Raw genomic sequence first — 16,231 nt, 5'->3', positions numbered from 1 at the left:
CAGGTCGAGTAGGCGCGCCAGCGCCGGCTCGAGACCCGCAGAGCCTGCGTCGTGCATCGGCTCGGGCGATCTCGATACGCTCGCAAGCTCGCTACTCGATCACCGCGGGGCCGCCTTCAGCGCTCCGAGGGCACGAAGAAACCCCCGGTGCTGGGGGAACACCGGGGGCTGGAGGTGCGGAGCTGGGGGGAACTCCGACCTTTGTCAACCGCGCCTATCCGGGGAGGAGGGCGATTGATCTTTCTTCGATCCGTCGCGCGACGCGCCGACGGATGGGGAACCCGCACCGTGTGCGGGGGTCTGTGCGGCGCGCCAGCGCGCCTCGAACTCGGCGAGCACGTCCTGGTGGCGCGCCTTCCACCGGGCGATGTCGGCATCCGTCCATCCTCGGGAGCGGGCCCACTCGACGAGCTGATCCCAGCCGCCGGCCTTGGCTGCGCCCGCGACGATGTCCTGTTCGGCCGTACCGACGGTGATCGTGGGTGCCGGTGCCTCAGCGGCAGCGGGGGTGGAAACCGGCTGCGGATCTGGCGTGGCCTCCGGGGCGACGTCCTCGGGCGCGGGAGCCGGTACTGTCTCGGCCGCAGGGGCGACGACCGCCGGCGGAGCGACAGGAGCCTGCGCCGCGGGGCTGGGCGACGCCGAGGGAGCGGCGGCCGGAACGTCGATGCGAGCGAGCGCGACCGGAACGCCAGCACTGTCGGCCAGCGCGGCGGAATTGCTCACCGCGACCGCGCAGACGACTGCGATGCTCGCCGCCACGGTGACCGCGCCACCGAAGGCCAGCCGCACACGTGCGTCCATCGCGATCCCTTCGCCGATCCGGGCCACAGAAGGCCTGTAACCATGTTTGCAGAGGCGCATGAGAATCGACGGTGCATCCGATGAGACTCTTCTCATGCGTATGACAAGGCGGAGGGGCCGGGATGCAGCATCCCGGCCCCTCCGTCGATTCAGGATCAGGCGAGTTCGCCGGCCTCCAGCAGCTCGGTGACGAGCGCCGCGATGGCGGAGCGCTCCGAACGCATGAGGGTGACGTGGCCGAACAGGTCGTGGCCCTTGAGCGTCTCGATCACCGAGGCGACACCATCGTGACGGCCGACGCGCAGGTTGTCGCGCTGACCCACATCGTGGGTCAGGACGACGCGAGAGTTCTGCCCCATGCGGCTGAGCACCGTCAGCAGCACGTTGCGCTCGAGCGACTGGGCCTCATCGACGATCACGAACGCATCGTGCAGCGAGCGGCCGCGGATGTGGGTGAGCGGCAGCACCTCCAGCAGCCCGCGGGCGATGACTTCTTCGATGACGTTGCCCGTGACGACCGAGCCGAGGGTGTCGAAGACCGCCTGGCCCCACGGGCCCATCTTCTCGCCCTGGTCGCCGGGGAGGTATCCGAGCTCCTGACCGCCGACCGCGAACAACGGGCGGAAGACGATGATCTTGCGCTGCTGCTGGCGCTCCAGCACGGCCTCCAGACCCGCGCACAGAGCGAGGGCCGACTTGCCGGTGCCGGCGCGCCCGCCCAGCGACACGATGCCCACCTCCGGATCGAGGAGCAGGTCGATCGCGATGCGCTGCTCGGCGGAGCGCCCATGGAGTCCGAACACGTCGCGGTCGCCGCGGACGAGACGATACGCCCCGCCGCCCGTCACCCGTCCGAGCGCGGAGCCGCGTTCGGAGTGGATGATGAGGCCGGTGTTCACCGGGAGCCCCTTGACGTCCTCGCTGACGGCGATGTCGCTCTCGTAGAGGTCGCTCAGGTCATCGCCCGACACATCCAGCTGCGCGATACCGGTCCAGCCGGAGTCGACGGCCTGTTCGGCCAGGTACTCCTCCGCCGAGATACCGAGGGATGCCGCCTTCACGCGCATCGGGAGGTCTTTGGAGACGACTGTGACCTCCTGGCCATCCTGGGCGAGGTGCATCGCCACCGCCAGGATGCGGCTGTCGTTGTCGCCCAGGCGCAGGCCCGAAGGCAGCACGCCCGCGTCGGTGTTGTTGAGCTCCACGCGCAGCGTGCCGCCCTCGCCGACCGGGACGGGGAAGTCCAGCCGGCCGTGCTCGATGCGCAGTTCATCGAGGTGACGGAGGGCCTGCCGTGCGAAATAGCCGATCTCGGGGTCGTGCCGCTTGCCTTCGAGCTCGGTGATCACCACGACGGGGATCACGACATTGTGCTCGGCGAAGCGGAAGAACGCCCGTGGATCGCTCAGCAGTACGGAGGTGTCCAGCACATAGGTGCGCAGGTCCTGATCGACCCCGCCGTCCGTGTGCTGGATGTGCTGCTGCTCTGGTGCTCGTGTGGTCACAACCCACTCCCGACCCGGGATCAATCCCGGCAGTCACGAGTCGACCAGGGGTCACGAGTCGTGGTCCGAAAGGCCGACCCGACCGAGCTCTTTGCCCGATGACACGAAGCTACGTCCGCTGAGCACTAGTGGCGTTTCCGACACGCAGTGCGAGGGTTACGCGCGCGTAAATTCCCGGTGTCGGCTCACCGGACGCGGGTGGAAGCGAACTCCGCCAGCGCGTCGCCGAAGAGGCGCAGCGTGTCGGCGGTCGTCCCCACGTGCGGAGCGACCCGCACGGATCCCCCGCGCACGGTGACGGTGATCCCGTGGTTGGTGAGGGATGCTGCCAGCGCGGCGGCATCCGCGGGCGCCGGCGCGAGAGCGACGATGCCCGCGCGCCGCTCGGGTTCGTGCGGCGTCACCACGGCGATGTCGTATCGGCCGGCGTGGAACATGATCTGGTCGGCACGGTCGGCGAGTTCGGCTTCGATCACGTCGATGCCGACACCCACGATCTCGCGCAGGGCGATGGCCAGCCGGCCGGCGGCGAGCTCGTCTGCCCCGCTCACGGTGAACGCCTGCGCCGAACCCGACGGGGCGGGCACAGCATCCACCGGGAGGTCGCCGTCGGTGCCGTCAAAGCCCGACAGCACGGGTGCGATGCGATCGACGGCGCGTTGGCTGAAGCGGGCGAACCCGGTGCCGCGGCCGGCGCGCAGCCATTTGTAACCGTTCCCGCAAACGACGTCGGCAGCGGCGTAGTCTGCCTGCACGACCCCGAACCCCTGGATCGCGTCGACGATGAGGAGCCGGTCTCCGATCACCTCCCGCAGTGCGCTCAGGTCTGCGCGGTACCCGGTGCGGAAATCGACGAGGCTGACCGCGAGAGCACGAGTGTCGTCGGTCAGGGCTGCTCGCACCAAGTCCGGGGTGACGAAACCATCCTGCGGCTCGAGCCACTCGACGTGCATCGACCCCAACGAATCCGCCGCACGGGTCGCCGAGACGGTCAGGCTCGGAAACTCGGCGCGCGATATGAGGACGCCCCCGGCAAGCCCGTACATCGCCTGCATCAGCCCGTACGTCGTCGACGGCTGCAAGACGACCTGCTCGGGCTCGGCGGCCATCACCTGGGCTACGAGCTCGCGTGCCTCGCGCACGTTGTCGCCCACGAGGTCGAGGCCGGCCGCACGCCCGGTGCCCAGCAGCTCGGCGTCCGCGTGCGAGTCGTTGCGCACCGATGGCGACAGGGGCCCGAACGCGGCCCAGTCCAGATAGCCCGCTTCGCCGTCGAAGGACTCGAGATACGCGCCGAGGCTGGTCACATCTGCGGCAGCGACCGGAGCTTTTCCCGATGTGTATTCACGCGGATATTCGTCTGACATCGTCATAGTCTGGCATCGCGGACGCGTGCGTGCGAGGCGCGCACCGGTAAGAGGTCAGCCGCCGTACCGCCGGTCGCGCGAAGCGAAATCACGGATCGCGCGCAGGAAGTCGACTTCGCGCAGATCCGGGCCGAGCGCCTCGACGAAGTAGAACTCGCTGTGCGCAGACTGCCAGAGTAGGAAATCGCTGAGGCGCTGCTCCCCCGATGTGCGGATCACGAGGTCCGGGTCGGGCTGGCCGCCGGTGTACAGGTGCTCGCCGATCTGCTCGGGAGTCAGGCTCGCGGCGAGCTCTTCGAGCGATCCGCCGAGTTCATCGTGCTTGGCGATGATGCTGCGCACCGCGTCGACGATCTCGCCCCGACCGCCGTAGCCCACGGCGAGGTTCACGTGCAGGCCGGTGTGGTCTTTGGTGCGCGTCTGGGCCTCACCGAGCACGCGAGCCAGATCCGGCGGGAGAAGTTCGATCCGTCCGACCGCCTGCACGCGCCAGTCCGGCTCGTGCGAGAGCCCCTCGGCGAGTTCGGCGATGATCTCGATGAGGTCTTCGAGCTCTTTGGAGTCGCGCTTGTGCAGATTGTCCATCGAGAGCAGATAGAGCGACACGACCTTGATGCCGAGTTCGTCGCACCACTGCAGGAATTCCCGCATCTTCGCCGCGCCTGCGCGGTGACCGTGCGCGGCGGTCTGGAAGCCGAGCTGCTTGGCCCAGCGCCGGTTGCCATCGATCATCATCGCCACATGGTGCGGAACGTTGCCGGGGACCAGGTGGGTGCGCAGCCGCCGGATGTACAGCCGGTAGAGCAGGCCCCTGCCCTCGTTCGACCAGACGCTTGCCACATGCCTACGGTACCGCCCACGCGCTCGGGCGCCGCAACGTGTTCCGCCGAGCGTATGAAGGGCGCGTAGGCTCGACGAATGGCCCGACGCGCGAAGCCCGAAGAGGGCGTCGAGATGCCCCAGCTGCCCCTTTTGGAGGCGGCCGCCGTCGGGGCTCAGGAGGAGCTCAAGCCCACATGGCGCGGCTGGCTCCACGCGGCCACCTTCCCGGTCGCGATAGTCGCGGGGATCGTACTCATCGTGGCGGCCCAGGGCGCGCCGGCCAAGTGGGCGTGCGCGGTCTTCATGGTGACATCACTGCTGCTCTTCGGCACCTCCGCGCTGTACCACCGGCTCGACTGGGGCCCGAAGACCAAGGCCCTGCTCAAGCGCATCGACCACGCGAACATCCTGCTGCTGATCGCGGGCACCTACACCCCCATCGCCGCGCTGGCACTTCCTCCTCGCGAGGGCACTGTGCTGCTCGTGGTCGTCTGGAGCGGCGCGCTCCTGGGCATCCTGTTCCGCGTCTTCTGGATCGACGCGCCGCGCTGGCTGTACGTCGCGCTGTATCTCGTGCTCGGGTGGGCCGCGGTGATGTACCTCGTGCCGCTGTTCACCGCGAACGCCGCGATGATGATCCTCGTCGTGATCGGCGGACTGCTCTATACGGGCGGCGCGATCGCCTACGCGCTGAAGCGCCCGAACCCGTGGCCAGGGCATTTCGGGTTCCACGAGATCTTCCACGCGTGCACCGTGCTGGCATTCCTCTGCCACTGGACGGCGTGCCTGCTCATCGCGCTGCACCCCTTCGTGCCCTCGCTCGGCGCACCGGCCTGACCCACTGCTCAGCCAGTTCGAGGGGCGTCCGTGGGTCCGTCGCCCGTCACGTCCGACTCGGGATCGATGTCCTGGTCGTCGACGTTCGTCGCCGCCATCGCGGCCTGCGCCTGCGCTTCGGCGTCGAGTTCCTCGCGCACCTCGGCGCGGTAACGCCCACGCCGGATGCGTCGGAGCATGTCCCACACGAGCAGGATCACGGTGACCGCGACGAACGCGATCGCCACGAACCCCCAGGGGCCTGGTGTGACCAGCGTCGGGTCGACACTCGGGTCCGGGGAAGGGGGCAGGAGCCCCATCGGTACGGATCGCGCGAGCGCAGCGTGCATGTGTCCTCGTTCTGCGCGGGAGCGCGTGGACCGGGTTCTGCGCTGGAGCGCTTAGCCTGGAGTCTCCAGCCTAAATCTTCCCAGCGAAACCGGCCGACAGCGCGATGACCACCCCCGACAGACTCGATGTGCGGTACGGCCGCGTGCCGTCGGCAGGTCGTCGATGGGCGCTGATCATCGTGGTGACCGTGATTACCCTCGCGGCGGCGGCATTCGCCTGGCTGACCGTCTCGAATGCGCTCGACGATGTCGGCGTCGACACGACCGGGTATTCGATCGATGACGAGCACAGCGTGACGTTGAGCTTTCAGATCTCGGCGGTGGCCGGTTCGTCGGTCGCGTGCGCCCTCGAGGCACAGGATGAGCAGCACGGTGTGGTGGGCTGGAAGATCGTCGCGTACGACGCCTCCGAGGTGCACGCTCGAGCCTTCCGCGAGACGATCCCGACGCTGGGGCTCGCGACCACAGGTTTTGTCAACACCTGCTGGGTGACGTAGCCTGGCGGACACAGTCGACACCGACGCCCCGGCAAGAGCCGGGGCGTTTTGACATATCATCGGCCCTTGACCGAAGGAGACAACCGTGTCCAGCGAAGCGCCTGAGACCTTTCTCACGCAGGATGCGTACGACCGGCTCGCGAACGAGCTCGAGCGGCTCTCGACGACCGGACGCGAAGAGATCGCCAAGCGCATCGAAGCGGCGCGCGAAGAGGGCGACCTCAAGGAGAACGGCGGGTACCACGCCGCGAAGGACGAGCAGGGAAAGCAGGAGGCGCGCATCCGCACGCTTCAGCACCTGCTCAAGACCGCGACCGTGAGCACGGCACCCGAGAGCCACGGCGTCGTGGAATCCGGAACCGTCATCACCGCGGTCGTCGCGGGTGGGGAAGAGGTGTTCCTCCTCGGCAACCGCGAGATCGCGGTCGGATCGGAACTCGACGTCTACAGCGAGGCCTCCCCGTTAGGTTCCGCGATCCTCGGCCTCAAGGAGGGCGAGAAGACTTCCTACACCGCCCCGAACGGCCGCGAGATCGGCGTGGAGATCGTGAAGGTCCAGACCTACTCGGGTCAGTAGCGCTCCGGCTCCGCTCAGTCGGCGACGACGGTCGGGGTGAACCCGGCGTCCACGAGCGTCTGGATGACGTGGGCGCGGTGGTCCTCGCCCCGCGTCTCGACGCTGAGCTGGAGGATCACCTCACTGATCTGCAGCCCCTGGCCGTGCCGGGTGTGCAGCACCTCGATGACGTTCGCTCCCGCCTGCGCGAGCAGTTCCGACACCCGGGCGAGCTGACCGGGTCGATCGGGCAGCGGGATCGCGAGCGACATGTATCGCCCGGATGCGGCGAGCCCGTGGGCGACCACGCGCTGCAGCAACAGCGGGTCGATGTTGCCGCCCGACAGGATCGAGATCGTCGGCCCGGTTGCCCGCACCTTTCCGGCCAGGATCGCGGCCACTCCGACGGCTCCCGCAGGCTCGACGACCACTTTCGCGCGCTCGAGAAGCACGAGAAGTGCGCGGGCGATGTCATCTTCGGTGACCGTGACGACCTCGTCGACCAGTTCGCGGATGATGCCGAACGGGATGTCGCCCGGCCGGGCTACCGCGATGCCGTCGGCGATCGTCGGACGGGTCGCGACTTCGATGGGGTGCCCGGCATTCATGGATGCCGGGTACGCGGCCGAATTCTCCGCCTGCACGCCGATGATGTGCACGGTGCGCCCCACGGCTGCGGCGCGTGCGCGGGTGGCGGCTGCGACGCCGGCGGCGAGGCCCCCGCCGCCGATGCCGACGAGGATCGTGTCGACCTCGGGGAGGTCGTCGATGAGCTCGAGGCCCAGGGTGCCTTGGCCGATGATGATGTCGCGGTGATTGAACGGGTGGATGAGCACCGCACCCGTCCGCTCGGCGAACTCGGCGGCGAGGCGCAGCGGCGTCTCGACCGTCGCGCCTTCCAGCACCACGTCCGCGCCGTATCCCCGGGTGGCCAGGAGCTTCGGCACCGGCACACCCAGCGGCATGAAGATCGTCGCCGCGATGCCGAGCTTCTGCGCGGCCAGGGCGACGCCCTGGGCGTGGTTGCCGGCCGACGCCGCCACCACGCCGCGAGCGCGCTCCTCGGCCGTCAGCCGCGACAGGCGGTAGGTCGCGCCGCGGATCTTGAACGAGCCCGTGCGCTGCAGGTTCTCGAGCTTGAGGTACACCGGCACGCCGAGCACATCGGAGAGGTGCTGCGACTCCTCGAGCGGGGTGTGGGAGACGACGCCGTCGAGCAACGCGGCAGCGTCTTCGAATTCGGCGAGGGTGGGCATCGTGTCGAGCCGGATTGCTTCGGGCACGTTCTGTTCGGGCAAGCTCACGCGGGGTTCCTTCTCCTGGGAACGGTGTTCCAGATCAGATCGGCGTTCTGAGGATCATCGCCGGTGCGCCAACTCTGCGAGCTGAGATAGACCGCGACGACATTGATGAATGCCGCGATGGGCACCGCGAACAGGGCACCGGGGATGCCGGCGATCATGGCGCCCCCGGCGACCACGAGCACGACCGCGAGCGGATGAACCTTGACCGCCGAGCCCATCAGGAGCGGCTGGAGCACGTGCCCCTCGAGCTGCTGTACCCCGAGGACCACCACCAGCATCCACAGCGCTATCCACGGGCCGTTGTAGACGAGCGCGAGGAAGACGGCGAGCGCTCCGGTCACGACCGCGCCGACGATGGGGATGAACGAACCGAGGAAGACCAGGACCGCCACCGGGATCGCCAGCGGCACTCCGAGGAAGAACGCTCCCAGCCCGATGCCGATCGCATCGATCGTGGCGACGAGCAGCTGGGTCCGCGTGTAGTTGATGACCGTCTTCCAGCCTGCGCGGCCGGCACCATCGACCGCGGGTCGGGCGTCCTTCGGGAACAGCCGGGTCGTCCATCGCCAGATGCCGGCGCCATCGGCGAGCAGGCACAGCAGGATGAAGAACGACAGCAGCGCACCCGTGGCGACATGCCCGACGGTCGTGCCGATCGCCAGGGCTCCACTCCACAGCTCCGAGGTCTGCTGCTGCAAGAACGTCCATCCCTGATCGAGGAGGCCGTCGATCTGGGATTCGGTCAGGTGCAGGGGCCCATCGATGAGGTACTGGCGGAACTGCGCGACCGCCTCGACGGTCCTCGCCTGCACCGAACTCCATTCGCGGGTGATCTGCCATACGGCGAGCCACAGGAGACCGCCGACGATCGCGATCGTCGCGATCAGCGAGATGACGATCGCGAGCCAGCGGGGTACGCGGTGGCGCAGCATCCAGGAGAAGGCGGGCCAGAGGAGGGCTGCGATCAGCACCCCGATCAGCAGCGGAATCACCAGGAGCTTGAGCTGGATCACCAACCAGATCGCCACTCCGGCGGCGGCCGCCACGACAAGAAGGCGCCACGAGAAGGCCGTGGCCAGACGCAGGCCGCGCGGAACCGATCCGGACAGTTCCGAGGTCACGGTCCGGTTTCGGATCGTGTCGAGGAACGAGCTGCGGGGCTTTTCTTCGGAGCCGCTCATCCCGCCAGTTTAGGTCCCGCGTGCGCGGGGCCCGGTCACCGTCCATGGATCGTTCCCCTCCTCCGCACCACGCAGGAGTGTCGGATGCCGCGCCTAGGCTGAGCGGATGGCGAAAAGCACGCGGCAGACACTCAGCGCCGCAGAGGCGCGCCGCATCGCCTTGGCCGCGCAGGGGTTCGCCCGTGCGCGGCCGGCGGCGCCGGGAACCCGGCAGCTCAACTCCGCGATCGCGCGGATGGGCGTACTCCAGATCGACTCGGTCAACGTGTTCGCGCGGTCGCACTACATGCCGCTGTTCTCGCGCCTCGGCCCGTACGACACCGCGGCGCTCGATCGCCTGCTGTTCACCCGCCGGGCGCCGTACGTGGAGTCGTGGGCGCACGTCGCGGCGTTCATCCGGTCCGAAGACTGGAACCTCTTCCGGTTCCGGATGGACGACAACCGCGCCAAGTACGGCACCGCGCCCGACGGCTGGTTCCGGCAGCATCTCGAGATCGTCGATTGGGTGCGCGCCGAGCTCGCCGCCCGCGGGCCGCTGCGGCCCGCGCAGATCGAGCACGACGCCCAGAGGGGCGCGCGCGGACAGTGGTGGGACTGGGACGTCGTCAAGCACGCCCTCGAATACCTCTTCCTCTTCGGCGAGGTCGCGATCGCCGGGCGACGCGGATTCGAGCGGCGGTACGCGCTGGCCGAGCAGGTCATCCCGGCAGAGGTTCTCGCCGCCCCTGTCGAGCGATACGACGCGATCCGCGAGCTGATCCGCCGCGCTGCGCGCGCATACGGGGTGGCGACCGCATCCGATCTCGCCGACTACTGGCGCATCAAAGACCGGCCCGCCGTGAACGCCGCGATATCCGATCTCGTCGACACCGGCGAACTCGCCCCGGTCACCGTGGCGGGCTGGCTGAGCGCCGCGCGGCCGGCAAAGGCGTGGATGCATCGCGACGCTGCGGTCCCGCGACGGGTGGACGCCGCAGCCCTCCTCACCCCGTTCGACCCGGTCGTATGGTTTCGCAGCCGCGCGGAGCGCCTGTTCGCGTTCGACTACCGCATCGAGATCTACACCCCCGCGCCGCTGCGCAGATACGGCTATTACTCCCTGCCGGTGCTGATCGGCGACGACATCGTCGGTCGAGTCGACCTCAAGGCCGATCGGGCCGCCTCCACGCTTCGGGTGCAATCCGCGTGGTGGGAGCAGCAACGCCCATCGGATGCTGCGGCCCGCCTGGCCGATGAGATCCGCGCGGCAGCGCGATGGCAGGGGCTCGATGCCATCTCGGTATCACGCTGGGGCGACGCGGCCGATGATCTCGGCGACGTGCTGCCCGAGGCATCCCGTCACGAGGCCGGACCCGCCACCGAGGCGACCCTCATCGAATCGTCACTCGACGCGCCGCGCGTCCAAGAATCGGGCGTCGAAGAACCGGTCTGAGCGGCCGGGTCACGCGAGGCCCTCGACCGAGAGGCCGAGCCATTGGCCGAGGGATCTAATCTCGGCGTCCACGGCCGCGGTCATCTCGGCGTCGAAAGGCGAGTCCTCGTGGATCGCCGCGACGCGCAGGACTCCCGCTTTGCGATCGGCGGCGGCATCGAGCTTTCCGACCAATCGGTCGCCGTGCAGGATCGGCAGTGCGAAGTAGCCCCATCTCCGTGCGGCGGCCGGCTTGTACATCTCGACGATGTACTCGAAATCGAACAGCTCCTGCGCCCGAACGCGGTCGAACACGAGCCGATCGAACGGCGAGAGCAGCGCCGTGCGGCCCTCGAAGGCACCGTTTGAGGCGTTCAGCGCCGCCAGCGCATCGGGGTCGACCCGCCACTCCCCCGCAACGCCCTCCACTTCGACGGGCACTCCCACCTCACCGACATCCATCGGCTCGACGGGCTGGGCGACCGCCTTCTCGCGTGCGATCCCCTGCGACCGCAGCCTCCCCAGCGCACGCATGCGCTCGGCTTCCGCCAGGCGGTAGACGGGCACGTCGGGGGGATAGACCCGTTCGGCCAGATCCCACACCCGATCGCGGCCCCGCCTGCCGGCGATAGCCAGTTCTCCCCGCCGCGCGAGGAATTCGAGCATCTGAGTGACGTTGCGGTTGTTCGTCCAGCCCGTCGACGGCCACGGCTCCTGACTCGTGTCGGGAATCTCGCGCGCGACCAGCGCGCCCTCGGCCGCGAGTCGCTCGAGAATGTCGCGACGGAACCGATCGTTCGCCTCGAGCCAGCGGCGATGCTTCTGCCACTGCGGCGAAGGCCACGCCCGCATCGACGGCAGCATCATCGGCAGTGCGCTCATCGGACGAAAGAATCCGTCGAGCTCGAACACGGTGCGGTCGGTCTCGACGGCGGTCTTCAGCATCCCGGCCTCATATGCCCAGCCGATCCGGCTCCACAGGATGTGGTCGGCGCTGGGCATGATCGCCGCAGTGGGATCGATGTTGACGATCGCGAGCTCTTCGAGCACCTCCACGACGTCGCCCGGGCGGTCTGCCGCGAGGCGCTGAGCGGTCACCGCGATGCGGCATGCCTCATGCCTCGTCAGCCGCAGCACCATGGTCAGACGCTACCGCGCGCCCCCGACGCCACGACATGGCCTCAGAACGTGCCGCCCATCTTCTCGAGCCGGGCGATGCGGTCGGGGATCGGCGGGTGGGTGGAGAACATCCGCTCCAGGGCGTTCGGGCGCAGCGGATCGGCGATCCATAGATGCGCCATCGACGTGTTCGCACGCTGGAGGGGCTTTCCGTACTCGCCGAGCTTGGCCAGCGCCGACGACAGCCCCTCGGGGTCACGGGTGGTCATCGCACTCGTCGCGTCGGCCAGATACTCGCGCTGCCGTGAGATGGCGGCCTGCACGGCGCCGGCCAGCAGCGGTGCGACGAGCGCGGCGACCACTCCGAAGATCAGCAGGAACAGCTGCGCCTGGCCGTTGCCGTTTCCGCGACCGCGGCCACCGAAGAACGCGACGCGCAACAGCAGGTCGGCGAGGATGCCGACGGCTACGACGAGGCCGAACACGATCAACGAGACGCGGATGTCGTAGTTGCGGATGTGACCGAGTTCGTGCCCGAGCACCCCCTCGAGCTCGCGATCGGTCATGAGCTCGAACAGCCCGGTGGTGACGGTGATCGAGGCCTCTTCGGGCTTGCGTCCGGTGGCGAACGCGTTCGGTGCGGCGTCGTCCACGACGTAGAGCTTCGGCATGGGCGTGCCGGTCGTGATGCAGAGGTTCTCGACGAGACGGTAGAAGCGCGGGGCGTCGGCCTGCGTGACTTCGACGGCGCCCGACAGCGCGATCGCCTCGCGGGCGGCGAAGAAGTACTGGAAAGTGGCGTACCCCGCGGCGAAGACGAGGATGAACGCGGTGATCCACCAGTTGTTCCCGGCGAGCCATCCCGCGAGCACCCCGATCGCGCCCAGCAGAAGAACGAAGGCGATGAGGATGAACCACGTGTTGCGCTTGTTGCGCGCGATGGCGCTGTACATCAGTCTTCCTCGCGGTCCGGGTCTCGATACGCTCGCACGCTCGCTACTTGACCTTGACCTGCAGCCGCATCGACGCGGGCTGCGCTCGCATTGATCCGGCTCGGCTCAAAACTGTACGCGGGGCGGTTCGCTGATCGCGGCACCGTCGACGACCTCGAAGAACTCGCGCTCGTGGAAGCCGAGGTTGCGCGCGAAGAGGTTGTTGGGGAACACCTTGATCTTGGTGTTCAGTTCGCGCACCCCGCCGTTGTAGAAGCGTCGCGAGGCCTGGATCTTGTCTTCGGTGTCGACGATCGACTGCTGCAGCTGGAGGAAGTTCTGACTGGCCTGCAGCTGGGGATACGCCTCGGCCACCGCGAAGAGCGATTTGAGCGCCTGCTGCATGTGGCCTTCTGCGACGCCCGCATCCGCCGGACTGGCCGCCGTCAGCGTCTCGGCACGGGCGCGGGTGACGTTCTCGAAGACGGCCTTCTCGTGCGCTGCGTAGCCCTTGACCGACTCGATCAGGTTCGGCAGCAGATCAGCCCGCCGCTTGAGTTGCACCGTGATGTCGCTCCACGCCTCGTCGACGCGCACATTCAGCTGCACGAGCGAGTTGTACGTCGCCCACAGGTAGATGCCGACGATGGCGAGGAGCGCGACGACGATGAGAACCGGGATCAGCCATTCCCACATGTACCTGCACTCCGTTCGAGATGTGTCCTCATCCTAACCAAGAGGGCGAGAGCCGACAGGATGCTGTGGAGGACTCCCAGCGGTTACTCACCGATCACGCGCTCCAGGTAGAGATTCTGGAACATGCGGTCGGGATCGAGCCGATCGCGCAGCGCCGTGAAGTCGTCGAACCGGGGGTAGCGCTCACGGAGGGTCGCAGCATCCAGCGTGTGCATCTTGCCCCAGTGGGGGCGCCCGCCGAACGAGACCATGATCTCTTCGACCGCCTCGAAGTACTCGGTGGGGTCTTCACGCCAATAGCGATGCACGGCGATGTAGCCCGAGGCCCTGCCGTGCGCCGTCGAGAGCCACAGGTCGTCTGCCGCCGCGAAGCGCACCTCGACGGGGAACGAGATGCGCCAGCCGCGCTGCTCGATGAGCGCGCGCAGGGCCTCGAACGCGGGTCGCACCTTCTCGGCCGGGAGCGCGTACTCCATCTCGCGGAACCGCACGGTACGGCTCTGGGTGAGCACTCGGGTCGAGACCTCGGAGTACTCGCGGTCGCCCGTCAGCGTGACGGCGAGGCGCGCGAACGGCGGCACGATCTTCGGGGCGACCCGACCGGCGGCGCACACCACGCGGTAGACGCCGTTCGAGAGCAGCGACTCGTCGATCCACTTCCCCACCCGCGGCAGCGGTTCGCGCGCGGCGCTCGCAGGCAGTCGCGTGTTCGTCTTGGTGAGGGCGACATCGGTGTGCGGAAACCAGTAGAACTCGAAATGGTCGGATGCCACGGCCCGCGCGTCGAGCGTCGCGAGCACATCGGGCAGCGGCTCGGGGTGCTCGACCGCGCGCAGCACGAACTGCGGGACGCACTGGATCGTGACGTCGACGAGGATGCCGAGGGCGCCGAGGCCGAGCGCGACCGCAGGCAGCAGGTCGGCGTTCTCATCGTCGTTCACGGTGAGGAGCTCTCCGGATGCTGTCACCAGCGTCACCCCGACGACCTGGGTCGCGATGCCTCCGAAGGCCGCCCCGGTTCCGTGCGTTCCGGTCGAGATCGCCCCGGCGATCGACTGGCGGTCGATATCGCCGAGGTTCTGCATCGCCAGGCCGTACGGCTCCAGGAGCGCAGGGATCTGGTGCAGTCGCGTGCCGGCGAGCAGCCGGACGCGGCTGCGCGCCACGTCGACCTCGACCAGGCCGGACAGATCGTCGAGCTCGAGCAGCACCCCCGGCGCCACGGCGATCCCCGTGAAGCTGTGCCCCGCGCCGACCGCCTTGATGCGCATGCGCCGGCGTGCGGCCGCCTCGACCGCGCGCTGCACCGCAGCGACGCTGGCCGGGTATTCGACGCGCTGCGGGCGCACCGACTCGGATCGGCCCCAGTTCTCCCACTTACCGCCGGGGCGAGTCACAGGAACGCCTTGCCTTCGCCGCGATAGGTCGGCGCCGTCCCGACGACGTGAGCACCGTCGACCAGCTGGTAGGCGTCCACGCGTTCGGCGAGCTCGCCGCTCTTGGAGTGGCGGAACCACACGCGGTCGCCCACCTTCAGCGCGCGCGCCGATTCGCCCTGCAGCGGCGTCTGCACTTCGCCCGCGCCTTCACGGCCCAGGGTCTTGAGCCCCGCCGGCCACACCGGAAGCGGCTGGCGCGAGGCCACGGGCGGCCCGGAGGCGATCCAACCGCCGCCGAGGACCGTCGCGATGTCGTCGGTGGGCTTGCGCACCACCTCCAGCGCGAATGCCGCTGCGGGCGCGAGGTCGAAGCCCCGGTAGCCGTCGAACAGGTGCCCCGCGAGCAGACCGCTCCCGGCGGTGACCTCGGTGACCGCCTGATCGGATGCTGTCAGCTCGAGCGAGCCCGTCCCGCCGCCGTTGACGAATTCGAGCGGGGCGATGTCGCGCAGCGCAGCGACGATGGCCGCGCGGCGTGCGAGCAACTCATGACCGGAGCGCCGCTGCATCCATCGCACCACACCATCCCCAGAGCCGGTGGCGTCGCCCTGACCGGCGATCTGCGCTTCGTACATCATGAGACCGACGAGCCGGAAACCCGGCCGCGCGGCGATGCCCCGGGCGAGCGTCGCGACCTCGGCAGGGTCGTGCACCGGCGAGCGGCGCACGCCGATGTGGCCGAGGCCCGGGGCGCGCCACGAGGCGTCGGCGTCGATCGCCAGCCGGATCACTGCACGGCTGCCCGGCCCGGCGACCGCGTCGATGACGTCGAGCTGCGCGAGGTCGTCGACCATGAGGGTGACGCGCTGCGCGGCATCCGGGTCGGCGGCAAGCTGCGCGATCGCCGCGCGATCGACGCTGGGATAGCCGACCACGACGTCGTCGTGGGTCTGCGCGAGCCAGAGCGCCTCGGGCAGCGTGAACGCCAGGATGCCCTGATACCCCGCGAGCGCCAGCGTCGCGTCGATGACTTCGCGCACGCGGACCGACTTGCTCGCGACGCGGATCGGCACTCCGCTGGCCCGGACGGTCATGTCCAGCGCGTTGTAGCGAAGGGCGGCGAGGTTGATCGCCGCCACCGGACCGGACAGATGCGCGACAGCCGCCGTCATATCGTTCCAGTAGGCGGCGGGATCGGTCCACGGCGTCGTTGCGGCGACTGACGACGAGGCTGCCGGGGCGGCGAGAAGGTCGAGGCTCATCGTTGCCTCGGTGCGTGTGCACACATGGGTTCCAGCCTACGACGGAGCGCGGGCGCGCCCAGCCTCAGGTGACGTTGAGTCGGGTGCCCCCGGTGGGATTCGAACCCACACTCGGGCGATTTTAAGTCGCCTGCCTCTGCCGGTTGGGCTACGGGGGCAAGGTACCGCGGCGCGGCCCGGGCTCAACGCCCAGACTAGCCCGCAGCCCCGGCATCCCCTCGCACCGCGAG

Annotated in this window: 16 protein-coding genes and 1 tRNA gene; 4 read left to right on the top strand and 13 right to left on the bottom strand. The window is 68.9% G+C overall.

The window, feature by feature from the left end; translation table 11 throughout:
* Positions 1-204: 204 nt before the first annotated feature.
* From ACFE6Z_RS00830 to ACFE6Z_RS00815, 4 genes are all read right to left on the bottom strand, one after another.
* Positions 205-804 (bottom strand): hypothetical protein, encoded by a 600-nt coding sequence (locus tag ACFE6Z_RS00830; protein WP_375383800.1) that lies wholly within the window; start codon positions 802-804, stop codon positions 205-207.
* Between the two features lie 155 nt (positions 805-959).
* A complete protein-coding gene (locus tag ACFE6Z_RS00825; protein WP_375383799.1) occupies positions 960-2,309 on the bottom strand; it encodes a PhoH family protein in 1,350 nt (449 codons plus the stop codon).
* A gap of 185 nt (positions 2,310-2,494) precedes the next feature.
* On the bottom strand, positions 2,495-3,676 hold the full coding sequence (locus tag ACFE6Z_RS00820; RefSeq protein WP_375383798.1) for an aminotransferase class V-fold PLP-dependent enzyme: 1,182 nt from the start codon (positions 3,674-3,676) through the stop codon (positions 2,495-2,497).
* Positions 3,677-3,730: 54 nt separating this feature from the next.
* Positions 3,731-4,516, bottom strand: a complete 786-nt coding sequence (locus tag ACFE6Z_RS00815) for an isoprenyl transferase (RefSeq protein ID WP_375383797.1) — start codon at positions 4,514-4,516, stop codon at positions 3,731-3,733.
* Between the two features lie 114 nt (positions 4,517-4,630).
* Between ACFE6Z_RS00815 and ACFE6Z_RS00810 the strand changes: the two genes are divergently transcribed.
* Positions 4,631-5,335: a hemolysin III family protein gene (locus ACFE6Z_RS00810; RefSeq protein WP_375384619.1), complete on the top strand. Its 705-nt coding sequence runs from the start codon at positions 4,631-4,633 to the stop codon at positions 5,333-5,335.
* 8 nt (positions 5,336-5,343) lie between these two features.
* On the opposite strand, the gene ACFE6Z_RS00805 is transcribed toward ACFE6Z_RS00810, so the two are convergent.
* A complete protein-coding gene (locus tag ACFE6Z_RS00805) occupies positions 5,344-5,664 on the bottom strand; it encodes a hypothetical protein (RefSeq protein WP_375383796.1) in 321 nt (106 codons plus the stop codon).
* Between the two features lie 104 nt (positions 5,665-5,768).
* Here ACFE6Z_RS00805 and ACFE6Z_RS00800 point away from each other — a divergent pair, with 104 nt between their 5' ends.
* Entirely contained in the window at positions 5,769-6,161 is a 393-nt protein-coding gene (locus ACFE6Z_RS00800; RefSeq protein ID WP_375383795.1) for a DUF4307 domain-containing protein, read from the top strand.
* Positions 6,162-6,246: 85 nt separating this feature from the next.
* Positions 6,247-6,738, top strand: coding sequence for a transcription elongation factor GreA (gene greA / locus ACFE6Z_RS00795; RefSeq protein ID WP_375383794.1), 492 nt, complete (start codon positions 6,247-6,249; stop codon positions 6,736-6,738).
* Between the two features lie 14 nt (positions 6,739-6,752).
* Here greA and ilvA read toward each other — a convergent pair whose 3' ends face one another.
* Both ilvA and ACFE6Z_RS00785 read right to left on the bottom strand, forming a co-directional pair.
* On the bottom strand, positions 6,753-7,973 hold the full coding sequence (gene ilvA, locus ACFE6Z_RS00790) for a threonine ammonia-lyase (RefSeq protein ID WP_375384618.1): 1,221 nt from the start codon (positions 7,971-7,973) through the stop codon (positions 6,753-6,755).
* 44 nt (positions 7,974-8,017) lie between these two features.
* Positions 8,018-9,202, bottom strand: a complete 1,185-nt coding sequence (locus ACFE6Z_RS00785; RefSeq protein WP_375383793.1) for an AI-2E family transporter — start codon at positions 9,200-9,202, stop codon at positions 8,018-8,020.
* Between the two features lie 106 nt (positions 9,203-9,308).
* On the opposite strand from ACFE6Z_RS00785, the gene ACFE6Z_RS00780 reads away from it, so the two are divergent.
* Complete coding sequence (locus ACFE6Z_RS00780) at positions 9,309-10,634, top strand: winged helix-turn-helix domain-containing protein (protein WP_375383792.1); 1,326 nt, start codon at positions 9,309-9,311, stop codon at positions 10,632-10,634.
* A gap of 9 nt (positions 10,635-10,643) precedes the next feature.
* Here ACFE6Z_RS00780 and ACFE6Z_RS00775 read toward each other — a convergent pair whose 3' ends face one another.
* The 6 genes from ACFE6Z_RS00775 to ACFE6Z_RS00750 all read right to left on the bottom strand — a co-directional run bounded on the left by ACFE6Z_RS00775 (position 10,644) and on the right by ACFE6Z_RS00750 (position 16,159).
* Positions 10,644-11,753: a DNA glycosylase AlkZ-like family protein gene (locus tag ACFE6Z_RS00775; RefSeq protein ID WP_375383791.1), complete on the bottom strand. Its 1,110-nt coding sequence runs from the start codon at positions 11,751-11,753 to the stop codon at positions 10,644-10,646.
* 41 nt (positions 11,754-11,794) lie between these two features.
* Positions 11,795-12,685: a M48 family metalloprotease gene (locus ACFE6Z_RS00770; protein ID WP_375383790.1), complete on the bottom strand. Its 891-nt coding sequence runs from the start codon at positions 12,683-12,685 to the stop codon at positions 11,795-11,797.
* Between the two features lie 105 nt (positions 12,686-12,790).
* Positions 12,791-13,360, bottom strand: a complete 570-nt coding sequence (locus ACFE6Z_RS00765) for a LemA family protein (protein WP_375383789.1) — start codon at positions 13,358-13,360, stop codon at positions 12,791-12,793.
* Positions 13,361-13,443: 83 nt separating this feature from the next.
* Complete coding sequence (locus ACFE6Z_RS00760) at positions 13,444-14,757, bottom strand: D-arabinono-1,4-lactone oxidase (RefSeq protein WP_375383788.1); 1,314 nt, start codon at positions 14,755-14,757, stop codon at positions 13,444-13,446.
* Positions 14,754-16,001 carry an alanine racemase gene (locus ACFE6Z_RS00755; protein WP_375383787.1) on the bottom strand — a complete coding sequence of 416 codons (1,248 nt, stop codon included), beginning with the start codon at positions 15,999-16,001 and terminating at the stop codon, positions 14,754-14,756. Before ACFE6Z_RS00755 ends, ACFE6Z_RS00760 begins: the two co-directional genes overlap by 4 nt.
* Before the next feature lie 84 nt (positions 16,002-16,085).
* Positions 16,086-16,159: transfer RNA gene (locus ACFE6Z_RS00750), tRNA-Leu, on the bottom strand.
* Positions 16,160-16,231 lie beyond the last annotated feature (72 nt).

Source organism: uncultured Microbacterium sp., assembly GCF_964244775.1.
GTDB lineage: Bacteria > Actinomycetota > Actinomycetes > Actinomycetales > Microbacteriaceae > Microbacterium.
The sequence above is the reverse complement of the archived record's forward strand: the minus strand, read 5'-3'. Positions and strand labels throughout refer to the sequence as shown.

What these genes read in the sequence shown, in the direction of transcription:
- ACFE6Z_RS00785 (WP_375383793.1), bottom strand. Translation starts at nt 9,202, where the DNA reads ATGAGCGGCTCCGAAGAAAAGCCCCGCAGCTCGTTCCTCGACACGATC.
- ACFE6Z_RS00765 (WP_375383789.1), bottom strand. Translation starts at nt 13,360, where the DNA reads ATGTGGGAATGGCTGATCCCGGTTCTCATCGTCGTCGCGCTCCTCGCC.
- ACFE6Z_RS00770 (WP_375383790.1), bottom strand. Translation starts at nt 12,685, where the DNA reads ATGTACAGCGCCATCGCGCGCAACAAGCGCAACACGTGGTTCATCCTC.
- ACFE6Z_RS00820 (WP_375383798.1), bottom strand. Translation starts at nt 3,676, where the DNA reads ATGTCAGACGAATATCCGCGTGAATACACATCGGGAAAAGCTCCGGTC.
- ACFE6Z_RS00800 (WP_375383795.1), top strand. Translation starts at nt 5,769, where the DNA reads ATGACCACCCCCGACAGACTCGATGTGCGGTACGGCCGCGTGCCGTCG.
- ACFE6Z_RS00830 (WP_375383800.1), bottom strand. Translation starts at nt 804, where the DNA reads ATGGACGCACGTGTGCGGCTGGCCTTCGGTGGCGCGGTCACCGTGGCG.
- ACFE6Z_RS00775 (WP_375383791.1), bottom strand. Translation starts at nt 11,753, where the DNA reads ATGGTGCTGCGGCTGACGAGGCATGAGGCATGCCGCATCGCGGTGACC.
- ACFE6Z_RS00780 (WP_375383792.1), top strand. Translation starts at nt 9,309, where the DNA reads ATGGCGAAAAGCACGCGGCAGACACTCAGCGCCGCAGAGGCGCGCCGC.
- ilvA (WP_375384618.1), bottom strand. Translation starts at nt 7,973, where the DNA reads ATGCCCACCCTCGCCGAATTCGAAGACGCTGCCGCGTTGCTCGACGGC.
- ACFE6Z_RS00755 (WP_375383787.1), bottom strand. Translation starts at nt 16,001, where the DNA reads ATGAGCCTCGACCTTCTCGCCGCCCCGGCAGCCTCGTCGTCAGTCGCC.
- ACFE6Z_RS00810 (WP_375384619.1), top strand. Translation starts at nt 4,631, where the DNA reads ATGCCCCAGCTGCCCCTTTTGGAGGCGGCCGCCGTCGGGGCTCAGGAG.
- ACFE6Z_RS00805 (WP_375383796.1), bottom strand. Translation starts at nt 5,664, where the DNA reads ATGCACGCTGCGCTCGCGCGATCCGTACCGATGGGGCTCCTGCCCCCT.